An 11481-nucleotide genomic window follows, 5' to 3' on the forward strand; every position below is an offset into this window, starting at 1 on the left:
CCTCACGTTCACCTTTAAAAACATGATTAATTCAAAAGTCATATTTTTAATATAAATATCAACAATTAAAATCCAATTTTATCCCGATTTGTTCACATATATTCTGAGTAAATAAATTACAAATGGTTACAACCTAGCTTTTCTCTAATTGAAGAGAACATCATTATAATTGCTGCAGTTTTTTATTATGAGATTGCTTTATGAAACTAAAAGCTACAATGGCTGCAGCAATGATCCTGTCAGCAATGACATTTTCAACAACAGCTGCTGCGGATACCTTCACATTAGGCCGCACTATTCTTCTTGAAGCGAAAAATAACAACGCCAAGATCCCTGTTCCTCTTTGCCGTAATGCAAAATCAATTCAGATCAAAGCTGAACGTGATGTATTTTTGTCAAAAGTTGTTTTCAAATTTCAAAATGGCTCATCACGCGTATTTCAATTCCAGCGTAAGCTAGATAAAAATGAAAGAACGGATTGGCGTCGTTTCTCTTATGAGCGCTGTGTAACTGATATTCAAGTACATGGCCGTGCAGAAGATGGAAGCGCAGGTATTAGAGTTTACGGTCGTAAATAAACTTAATCCGTTAAAAAGAGCGTTAATCAATCAATGGTGAACGCTCTTTTTATATCAATAAAAACTCAATCTACTTAAATTTCACTTGGACTTAATCGGTAAACAAATGCTTGTTGCTCTGTGCCATCTTCAAGTAAAACAGTGATCATCACACGATCATAGCCTTCACCTTCAAAATCATCAATTCGAGGCCAATGATCCTCTAATTCCTCAGAGCGAAATAACAAGCCTTGCACTTTCTCACCGTGTGCTTGCGGTACAAAAGCAGGATAACCTATGGTTGCTCCCTTACCGTTTGGATAAACAAAACCAACCGCATAAGCTTTCTGCCACGTTCCTTTTAGATCTGATAGAACATAAGCATTAGATTGATCAGGCGCTAATGTGCCATAAACAAATAATTGATTCAGAGTTTCCTTCATCGGTTTCCTCCCCTGTTTGTTTATCCAGAATAGTCAGCATCAATATTTTGCAAGCTATTGACTAAAATATAATGATTAAACAACAGCCCCTTTCACAATAGCACTGTTAATGAGTGTGATTTTTTGTGATCCCGTTTAAAGTTTACATGCTAACTATCGGACTTTAGTGTAATATCCAGCCCCCGAACACACTAGATTCTCGGTGCATGCACCATAACGAACGATATCGAGGCGATATGCAATTACTCGAAGCCAAACTCCATAAAATTGACCGTCATAATTACCGTAGTTACACCAGCCTACGTGGTGAATACCACTTCGTTGATTACGACTTCTTTATTGATACCGTTCAAACGGATCCTTTTGCGCCAGCTTCTCGTGTTCGCGCTCGTCGTGCATGGTCATTAACAGATCTTGAATGGCTTCGTGAGAAATCACCAGTATACCAACGTGCTGCACGTGATTTCATCGCACGTTTCTTCGCTGATCTGTCACAGCAAGACAACGCAGTTTTAATCGACATGCCAGGGCAAGTGATCTTAGATCGTACTGCGGTAATGTTTGATGATGAAGGCATCGAATTACGTTTTCGTGTAAACCTACCAGCAGATGGTCGTACGATCATTGCGAAACGCACCATGAACCTGCTGACTTTCCACCTGCCAAAGATGATCCGTCGTTCAACAATTGCACGTGAATTACCGATGGATGAGCTTAAAGCACACTGTGAAGCAGCAGAAGATCAGGTTGCCTTACGTGCGCAATTAAAAGAGCACAAACTATTAGCTTTCGTTGCTGACGGTAGTGTACTTCCTCGTCTTGCAGGTAACAGTGATTTACCACTACCAAATGCTGTGCCGTTTATGAGCCCAGAAAACCTTGCTGTTGAGCTTGAAGCACCACACAAAGGTAAGATCCGTGGTATGGGTATTCCTGAAGGTATCACACTGATTGTGGGTGGTGGCTTCCACGGTAAATCAACCCTATTAAGTGCCATTGAACGCTCAGTTTACGATCACATTCCAGGTGATGGTCGTGAATACATCGTAACAAATTACAATGCTGCTAAGATCCGTGCTGAAGATGGACGCTGTGTACACAACGTTGATTTATCACCATACATCAGTAACTTACCTATGGGTAAAGACACAACTGCATTCACAAGCCAAAACGCATCAGGTTCGACTTCACAAGCATCTTGGCTACAAGAATCGATCGAAGCCGGTGCTGAAGCATTACTGATTGATGAAGATACATCTGCTTCTAACTTTATGATCCGCGATGAACGTATGCAGGCACTGATCTGTAAAGATGATGAGCCAATTACACCGCTTGTCGACCGTATTTCTCTACTACGCGATCAACATGATATCTCAGTGATGCTAGTAATGGGCGGCTCTGGTGACTACCTTGATGTTGCTGATACGGTTATTCAAATGCACAACTACGAAGCTGTGGATGTAACAGAAAAAGCCCGTGAAGTTGTTGCCTCTCACCCTACTCGTCGTAAGGCTGAAGGTACAGAAGTGATCGTACGTCCACGTACACGCCAAGTGAACCGTAGCGCACTACAATCGCTACTTGAAGAAGGTAAATTCCGTATTCAAGTGAAAGATAAAACATCACTGCGCTTTGGTCGTGAATATGTCGATCTTCAAGCATTAGAGCAAGTTGCACATTCAAGCCAGCTATTAGCGATTGGTTACCTATGGTTCCAACTTGCACAGCTAAAAGGTTGGGAAAAAATGCCAGCTCGTGCGTTTGCTAACATGCTCCACGACGATTGGGCAGCAATGATGCCTAAGTACGGTGAAATGTCTAAACCACGAGTGATCGAGGTAATGGCAGTGCTAAACCGTATGCGTAAGGCTGAGTTTAAGTAACATATCTCTTATACAATCAGCAAATACATAAAAGCCCGCTTGTTATGCGGGCTTTTTAATACCATAACTTAGCTATGATTATTTAGATCCTAAGTGCTCAATAAACGCTTTGGCTGCCATAGGTTTACTAAAATAAAATCCTTGGACTAAATCTATCGAAAGCTGTTTTACTTTATCTAATTCAGCTTCTGTTTCCACCCCTTCCATGATAATAGGTAGTTTCCATGTATCTAATAAGTCGACAATTTTTGTTAAAATATCACATGAGATAATGTCGTTCTTCGATGAGATAAACATGCGATCCACTTTGATAATATCAATAGGCAACTTATGCATGGTGAGCAGATTTGAATAGCCTGTACCAAAATCATCCAGCGCCCAACGAATACCGTGGGAATGCAGTAAACACATGGCTTGTTTTACTTCAGAAATATAATCAAAGCGTTTATCACGTTCAGTCAATTCAAAGGTTAAACAACCATCGAGCTGTGGGTTTTTCTCAAGGAATTGCAAAACACTTTCAACAAACTCAGGATCTAGCAGCATATTAATCGTGATATTAACGGAGAAATACATCTCAGGATTAATATTATCAAACAAGATCTTATCACGAGCCAGCTGTTCTAATAAGCCTAGAGTCACTGCATTAATCTTCCCACTGTCTTCAAGAATATTAATAAAGCTTGCAGGTGTCAGGATTTTCTCTCCCTTATAGTTCCAACGACAAAGCAATTCCGCCCCAACGAACTTATCTTTATCTACGGAATAAATACCTTGGTAATAAGGGATAAACTCTTTATTTTTTAATCCTGCTCGAATATCAATATTAAAGTTATTCTGACGACCAACGATTTTTTCAATAAAAACGAACAGTAATAGCATTACAGGCGTAACAAGAAAAAACACCACAAAGTAGATACATAGAAAATGCTTTAATGTGATCCCTGTAATCACACTAACCCCTACAGCATGCAGTTTACTCTTCGCAAGCCTTACACCTATATTTTCGTCACCTGATAACACTTCATCATCAAAGTTGCTGACCACTTTTACGCTGAATAAACTTTCAGGTATAGCAATCGCTTCTTTATAGAAAATCATCTGGTAGTATCCACTACCAAACTTGAACATATAAATAAAGGCAGGTGAGCCATAGATGTCTTTTTTATCGATATAAAAATAAACCGCGTTATTTTTAAACTCATCAACTTTATTGGCTAAATCGATTACCGCACTTTTATTAATGGCACAGTCACGATCTGAATAAATATATTTGCCATCTTTAATATAGAAAATACCTTTTAAATCTTTATTTTCGATGACGATTTGTTCAAGTATCGCTTTACGCTGAACATAAGATGTGTGGCTATAGTGACTATGAACAACCTTTATTTCGGGGCTATGAACCGTATCATAAATCCTATAGGCAACAGACTCATTTACATTATTTCCTGCAAAGTAGCAATAAATCATTGATATAAATAGAGTTACTACAGCACTTATGATAAGGAACACACGCTTTTTAGTAATACTTTTCTTTGACACTGGCATTTTATTCTTATTTTTTTCATTTTGTTACCGAATGATACTCGCAAAGCATATATTGAGCACTAAAAGAATCTTGTCGTGACGATAAGATTTATCAATAGAAGCAATTTTTAGCGCTCACATCTACTGTATTATGTTGATATAGCGAATTAACCTATAATCGACTATAATACGCGACCATTTTTAACGGCAAGATGATTACATTCATAAGCAACGACGTTTATGAATGTAATCGGCTTTAGCCGACAGTTTAGGAACAAAGCATGTCATTCTTATCTCAGGGTTTTTCTCAAGATTTAGTTAAAGCGTTAACTGAAATCGGTTACGAAAAACTGACTCCAGTGCAAGCAAAAGCAATCCCTCAAGCACGTCGTGGTGCAGATATCCTTGCACTTGCACAAACAGGTACAGGCAAAACTGCCGCTTTCTCACTACCTATTATTCAAAAGCTGATTGATACACCAAAGTCAAAAAGCCGTTTCAATGTGCGCGCGTTAATTCTTGCGCCAACACGTGAACTAGCAGAGCAAATTGCAAATAACATCAGCGACTACACTAAATACACTAGCATCACTTGTACTGCTGTTTTTGGTGGTAAAAAAATGTCGTCACAAGAAAAACGCCTAGAACAAGGCGTTGATATTCTTGTTGCTACACCGGGTCGTTTGATCGAGCACATGGAACTCAACAATGTTTCACTAGCAAACCTTGAATTCCTTGTTTTTGATGAAGCAGACCGTATGTTAGATATGGGCTTTATCGGTGCTATTCGTGTGATCCTTGACGATATCCGCACTAAACCGCAAACCATGCTGTTCTCTGCAACGTCTTCTGCACAAATGAACGCACTGGCTGCTGATATTCTTCACAAACCGCAACGTATTACGGTAACCCCTGAAAACAGTACCGCAGATACTGTCTCTCACGTTGTTTACCCTGTTGATGAAGAACGTAAAACGGAATTACTGTCTGAGCTGATCGGTAAGAAGAACTGGAGACAAGTTCTTGTTTTCGTTAACTACAAAGAAACCGCTAACCAACTGGTTAAAGAGCTTAAACTCGACGGAATTAAAGCGGTACTTTGCCACGGTGATAAAGCACAGAGTGCGCGTCGTCGTGCTCTAGAAGAGTTCAAAGAAGGTAAAGCACGTGTAATGGTAGCAACAGAAGTCGCTGCCCGTGGTCTTGATATTCAAAACCTACCGTATGTTGTTAACTACGACATGCCATTTTTAGCGGAAGACTACGTTCACCGTATTGGTCGTACAGGTCGTGCGGGACAAAAAGGTAATGCGATTTCTTTTGTTAGCCGTGAAGAAGAACTCACACTGGTGCAAATTGAACGCTTGATCGGTCAACGTATCCACCGTGTTCAACTAATCGGTTATGAGCCAAAGAGCCGTGATGCACTACTAGAGCGTATGCATTCAAAGCCAGCATTTAGCCAACGTGAAGGTCGTAAGAATAACCCGACACAAGATCAATCCGCTGCAGAGCGTCGTGCACGTCTACGTCGAGCGATCAATAACAAAGCAACTAAGATCACTTCTCTAAAGAAATAATCTTTAAAGCTAATTCAATAAATCAAAGCCGAGCAATTTGCTCGGCTTTGTTGTTTAAGTCTAGCAGAATCATAAATTGATTATGGCAATCTGCGCTGCTGTGCGGGTGTTGGGTAGATCTGACACCAATCATTCTTCATATCAACCACCTGCCACTTATTGGCTTTCGCAGCATCCATTAACGCAGGGGTAAACTTACCTTCGAATGAGTTCGCACCGTACGCCCACTCACGCTTGGCATCTGTATGGTGAATTAACATCCCAAGGCTTGCTCCTTGCTGCGATGTCGTCCACTTCAACATGGCTTTATCACCCGTTGAATTACCAATAGCAAGGATTGGGCGCTTACCAATAATGGTTTCAATATTGATCGCTTTTTGTGGCCCATCATTGATGTAAACCAGCTTGCTATTCTTCTCTAGTTCACCATCTTTATAAGTATAACCAAACGTTGTACCAATCACGTTTTGCGCTGGAATATGATAAATCGCTTCACTCCAAGGTTTTACAAACGCACTACCAGCACCTGTAACAATAAACACATCGAATTGATGAACGTGCAGGTAATCAATCAATTCAATCATCGGCTGGAATACCAACCCAGTATATGGACGTTTAAAGCGTGGGGACTGATGTGTTTTCAGCCAATTAATCACATCTTGGTTGTACTGCTCAGGTGTCATATTAGATTGTGATGTTTCTAAAATTGGCAGTAATGCTGCCCACCCTTTTTTGAAGATCGCATCAGTATTATTGTCTAAAACCCAACTATAGGGTGTTTGTGTCTTCCACTTTGGATATTTCGCACTTTTCTTGTTGATCTGATCAAAAGCGAATAAGAACTGGGTATAAGTCGGCTTTTCAGACCATAACGTGCCATCGTTATCGATAACAGCAATACGATCACTTGGCTTCACATAATCTTTGCTGCCTTTTGTGGTGACATTATCGACAAAATTTAATAATGCTGTTCGAGGCTGACTTTTCGCCCATAACGGCAGTGCTTGCCCATCACTATTACATTCCATACTCACGGCAGAAAATGAAAATAGCGATAAACACACGCTCATAAAACTCGCGATAATGACTTTGTTACTTTTCACATTGATATCCAAAAAACAAAAAGGGGTAAGTCAAATAATAACTTACCCCTCTATAATTGCTAGGAAATATACCTATTAACGATACTCTAAGTATGGATTTTCTGCACTAAGTTCAATTGCTTGCTCAAACTCAGATAACTGAAGTGACTCTTGCGTCATCGTGACAGAGTTTTCATCCATCACCGCTTCACCAAAGTGATAACGGATTTTCTCATCACCATGACATGCTGCAGTATCGTTCGATAATGCGATATCAGAAACAACTTGATTGCGTTGATGATAACTTAATATCACATCATCACCGTATTTTGCGCTAAGCATCTCAATCGTTTGAGTCGGTGACAACACTAAGCCTGTGGCGTTATTACCGCCAAAACCTTTAGCATTTAAGATCACTGCTTTGTAATCTAGTCCTTTATCACCAGCGAACTGGTGATCCATTAAGATATTTAAGTTTGAATGATGAACGTCATCAGCAATGTGGTCGATGGTTTTGATGCCCGGGATCCAGCCATGTTGCCATACACCTAACGATGCGACTAACTGATCACCTGCAGCAGCACTCATTGAGTGACCGACATATGACTTAATCGCCGTTACAGGCCAGTTATCAATATTAAAGGTTTTTGCTACTTCATTCAGAATATGGCTTTCAGTTACACGGTTTTGTGGCGTACCTGTACCATGGGCTTGAACGAAAGTTTGCTTCACACCCTCTTCACCTAAAATCGCTTTCGCCAGTGCTGTCGCTTTTGCCACAGTGACATAGTTACCCACACCCGGTGCTGAAATCGATTTCTTGTTAGCATCAGCATTAACAAACACATCAGCTACTGAGCCGTAAATATTTGCACCAAGTTTTAGTGCTAGTTCATCATCCATCAGCACAACGAACTGTGCTGACTCTGCCATGGTAAAGCCAGCATTTGCAGAGAATGGACGACAAGCACGACGATTATCAACAACATCGCTATTATCAAGTGCTTTAAGCTGAGCATCTTCTGCAAGTGCGCCCATAACGCGGAAACCTTCCATGATCTCAGGGATCACTGGCGCTTCCGCATTACCCACAATCACTACTTTTGATTTTCCGTGTTGAATGTCGTACATACCTTGACGAAGGTTGTATAAGAATGTAGCACATGCGCCCATGTTGGTACCTGTTGTACCGACACTGTTAATGACATAGCCATTGATAAAATCAGCAGGCATTTCAGCAAGCGATAACGCCATCATTTTAGAGCTTACACGTCCACCTGTAAGGTGTGCCGCTAACATGCCGCCTAGCGAGTTATCATCAATCTGAGCTAAACCACTACCAGCATAAACAGAGACTTCGTCAGGCTTGATATGGCGTAAAATTTCATCCCACTCAACACCTAGCGAGTTTAAAGCATCAGATGCACCATAAACCGTTAAACTTAAACCACGAGGATGGAAACGAGAGTTATATAAAGAACCAGGATTGAAGCCTGCTGGAATATTACCACCGCTGGTTACAGGGAAAGCAACACGATCTTCAATCAAAGCATCAAGATTACCGTTAACGGTGATATGAACTTTGCTACCTTCTTCTACCACTTCCCAGTTAGCTGGAATGTTTGTCGGTAGTTTAGACTTACGCAAAGTAAAGCAAATCTTATCGTTGTCAGTATTTAAGTTGGCTTTGTATTGGTACAACAGGTTATCAGGATCGAATGAATCAATACGACGTACAAACGTGCCCGCTTTAATTGCCACGATCACGTCTTCAGTCATACCATCTTGAACATCAAGCCCCATACGTGCCGCTAAATCTTGCCACGTCGATTGCATTACTTGCTCTGAAAGCACATCAGCAACCATTAATTTATAGCTATGAAAACCTGAACTACGACCCGCAGCATTAATGCCACCTAAACCAACAATCAGCGGTAACTTTGCCATTTAAAATCCCTGACTTTTATTTAAACACTGTTTTAATTCAGGATAACAGCATTACATTGTTTATCACCTTGTATTTGTGCCAAAATAACTGACATCTATGCCATGACAATAATTAACCATCTTGATAACTAATACATTGATCACAAAGAGGAAGGTATGAAAATTGGATTTGTGCTCTATCAACGCGCTTTGATCACAGGTATTTCCCTCAGTGCTGAGATGTTATCAAGTGCCGCAAGTCTTAGAGATAGAAAAAGCCAAAAAGCGGACCCTTTTATTATTAAAATCATCGCACCAAGCCTGACATCACCTAAGCTAACAGCAGGTATTCGCATTCAGCCAGATATCACATTTGCTAATGAAGATATTTTTGATGTGATCATCTTGCCTCCTATGTGGGGCAATCCTTTAGCCTCATTAACCAAACATCCAGAGATTCCTAACTGGCTGATCAAACAATACCAAAGTGGCGCAAAAATCATTGCCACGGGTACTGGCGTTTTATGGCTGGCAGAAACGGGGCTGCTTGATGATCAAGCAGCAGCAACTCATTGGTATTTTTACGATAAATTCTCGCAGCTATACCCTAAAGTCAGGCTTAATAGACAAGCCTCAATAACCTCTGCTAATGGGCTGTATTGCACTGAAAGTATCAACTCACAAACAGAAATGGTGCTGTATTTCATTACCAATAATTTTGGTCAAAACATCGCTAAGATCATTGAAACCCATTACGGACATGAGATCAGTAAATCCGATCATCAACCTTTTTATGAGATTGGTGGACAAGTACAGTTTGATGAATCTATTGCAGTTGCTCAAGACTGGATCAGGCTAAATATAAGTAAGCCAATTACAGCCAAAAGCATAGCAGAACACTGCCAACTACCATTAAGAACCTTTAATCGTAAATTCAAAGATCAAGTTGGATTAGCACCACATCAATATTTGCAAAAAACACGTATGGCAATTGCAAAAGAGCTGCTACGAGACTTTGGGATGTCCATTAATGATGTCTCTGAGCAAGTGGGCTATAAAGATGCTTATCACTTCTCAACTCGCTTTAAAAAAGAGTTTGATATTACGCCCAGTGAATATCGAAAAATGGTAAAAGCTAAGACCTATAATGCATAGTCAAAAAGCCTACAAGCAAAAGTGTTTGTAGGCTCTGTGCTTTATTTATGAGTGGATTGGCGAGGTAAATACATGGTGTTCAAACAACTGACCAATAATTTTATTCGAACCACTATGATCACTTAATGATAAGCCATTAAGATCGACATTATCTAACACAATATTTTGCTTTTGACCTTCAGAAGTATGCACTATGACCTCGAGATCTTTTTTACCATCTTTGTCATCAATAATTTCAGCTTTCAAGTGATGTAACAACGTTTCCATTCCATCATCGTGCTGACATTTATCTAACAAATCTGAGATGTTGAGTTTATCTTCGCCAACTTTAAAGTCCGTAATATGATCAGTTGACTCTTTATCTTTACTCAGCGCATCGAAAAGAAAAATATCCTCACCCTTGCCACCGGTTAAGATATCATTACCGTTGCCGCCTGATAACACATCGTTACCGTAACCACCGATCAATAAGTCGTTACCATCGCCGCCGTATAGACTATCATCACCACCATCACCAAATAAGATATCGTTGCCAGCTTTACCATATAGGGTGTCATGTCCACCTTGCTCTGTACCTTCAAACTTATCGATATTGTCAGCAACAAAATGGTCAAGATCTATCGTAAAAACCTCACGGCCGAGTTTTTGGTGCAAATACTCTTTCAAGATATCAGAAGGTAAATGTTCAGTATTAGGATCCAGATGAAGGTGATCCAACATGCCTGCTTTTTCCATCCACTCGAGATTAAGTGAATCACCAATCAATACATCATCATCCATACCACCAGTTATAATGTCACTACCCGGTATAAAATGTTGACCTATATTATGAAAGATATCGTTCAAATCTGTCGCATTGGTTATTACTTTAGAATAACTTGGGGCATTAGGATTATCTTTATCATAACCCGTACCCATTTGAGCAATTTCATCTATCTGTTTTGCGTCAGCCGATGGTCCAACGCCAATAGAAACAATCTCTGTATCTTTTAAGAAGTGAATTCCTTCAGTATGTAGCTTATCTTCGTCCTTACCATCACTTAAAAAGTACACGATATTACGCTTACCACTATCGGTAATATGAGCACTCGCATCCTGAAGAGCGCGTTCAAATTGCGTACCACCTCCGGCCGACAAGCTATGAAGATAATTTTCAATTGTCACATTTTGCTTATCTACAAATTGATGAGTTGCTTCATCGTAATGAAATGACTTATTTCCTCTTACCGCATTACTGAACGTCACAATATTAAATTCAAGCTTTGATTTATCATTGATATTATGAAGAATTTCTTTTGTTAGAGTCTGATATGACTGCTTCATGA

Annotated in this window: 9 protein-coding genes; 4 read left to right on the forward strand and 5 right to left on the reverse strand. The window is 40.0% G+C overall.

The window, feature by feature from the left end; all coding sequences use genetic code 11:
• Positions 1-200: 200 nt before the first annotated feature.
• Complete coding sequence (locus E5A76_RS02335; RefSeq protein ID WP_053989242.1) at positions 201-578, forward strand: DUF2541 family protein; 378 nt, start codon at positions 201-203, stop codon at positions 576-578.
• Between the two features lie 74 nt (positions 579-652).
• Here the strand turns inward: E5A76_RS02335 and E5A76_RS02340 are convergent, their stop codons facing one another.
• Positions 653-1000, reverse strand: coding sequence for a gamma-glutamylcyclotransferase family protein (locus tag E5A76_RS02340; protein ID WP_107166208.1), 348 nt, complete (start codon positions 998-1000; stop codon positions 653-655).
• A 236-nt stretch (positions 1001-1236) separates the two neighbouring features.
• On the opposite strand from E5A76_RS02340, the gene E5A76_RS02345 reads away from it, so the two are divergent.
• Entirely contained in the window at positions 1237-2883 is a 1647-nt protein-coding gene (locus E5A76_RS02345) for an ABC-ATPase domain-containing protein (protein ID WP_107166209.1), read from the forward strand.
• 78 nt (positions 2884-2961) lie between these two features.
• Here E5A76_RS02345 and E5A76_RS02350 read toward each other — a convergent pair whose 3' ends face one another.
• Complete coding sequence (locus tag E5A76_RS02350; protein WP_262383622.1) at positions 2962-4434, reverse strand: EAL domain-containing protein; 1473 nt, start codon at positions 4432-4434, stop codon at positions 2962-2964.
• Between the two features lie 260 nt (positions 4435-4694).
• On the opposite strand from E5A76_RS02350, the gene E5A76_RS02355 reads away from it, so the two are divergent.
• Positions 4695-5993 (forward strand): DEAD/DEAH box helicase, encoded by a 1299-nt coding sequence (locus tag E5A76_RS02355; protein WP_023935143.1) that lies wholly within the window; start codon positions 4695-4697, stop codon positions 5991-5993.
• 80 nt (positions 5994-6073) lie between these two features.
• On the opposite strand, the gene E5A76_RS02360 is transcribed toward E5A76_RS02355, so the two are convergent.
• Positions 6074-7096 carry an HAD family hydrolase gene (locus E5A76_RS02360; protein WP_316247312.1) on the reverse strand — a complete coding sequence of 341 codons (1023 nt, stop codon included), beginning with the start codon at positions 7094-7096 and terminating at the stop codon, positions 6074-6076.
• Between the two features lie 75 nt (positions 7097-7171).
• Complete coding sequence (locus E5A76_RS02365) at positions 7172-9022, reverse strand: beta-ketoacyl synthase (RefSeq protein ID WP_161117985.1); 1851 nt, start codon at positions 9020-9022, stop codon at positions 7172-7174.
• 156 nt (positions 9023-9178) lie between these two features.
• Here E5A76_RS02365 and E5A76_RS02370 point away from each other — a divergent pair, with 156 nt between their 5' ends.
• Positions 9179-10156 carry a GlxA family transcriptional regulator gene (locus tag E5A76_RS02370; protein ID WP_161117986.1) on the forward strand — a complete coding sequence of 326 codons (978 nt, stop codon included), beginning with the start codon at positions 9179-9181 and terminating at the stop codon, positions 10154-10156.
• 45 nt (positions 10157-10201) lie between these two features.
• On the opposite strand, the gene E5A76_RS20745 is transcribed toward E5A76_RS02370, so the two are convergent.
• On the reverse strand, positions 10202-11481 hold a 1280-nt coding region (locus E5A76_RS20745; RefSeq protein WP_161117987.1), incomplete at its 5' end, for a type I secretion C-terminal target domain-containing protein.

Origin of the sequence: Photobacterium lucens (genome assembly GCF_009873615.1) — a bacterium.
Classification (GTDB): domain Bacteria; phylum Pseudomonadota; class Gammaproteobacteria; order Enterobacterales; family Vibrionaceae; genus Photobacterium; species Photobacterium lucens.